This window comes from Citrobacter sp. Ce119 (genome assembly GCF_030334525.1).
GTDB lineage: Bacteria > Pseudomonadota > Gammaproteobacteria > Enterobacterales > Enterobacteriaceae > Citrobacter > Citrobacter europaeus.
This window is the reverse complement of record NZ_JAOWDR010000015.1, coordinates 1-230: the sequence shown is the minus strand read 5'-3', so window position 1 is coordinate 230 and position 230 is coordinate 1. Positions and strand designations below refer to the sequence as shown.

Sequence of the window (230 nt, the reverse complement as noted above, 5' to 3'; positions counted from 1 at the left end):
GGAGCATATAAAATATCTAAAGATTACGGGCAAACGTGGCAGGTGGCAACATATATGGCTTCTTTCCCAGCGCTGGAGAAAAACTCAGATGGTATTATGCGTGACAGCCCTGAAGGAAAAGAAATAAAAAGAGTGGTGGTGGTTAATAATCAGGCATTTATTTCCACTGCACAAGGACATTTGTATATGAGCTCATACCCTTTTGACGACCCGCGTCTGGCGCCGGGTGG

General features: G+C 45.2%; 1 pseudogene. It reads left to right on the top strand.

The features are described from left to right. Positions 1-230, top strand: a pseudogene (locus OGV80_RS01665) (T6SS immunity protein Tli3 family protein); the annotation flags it as partial.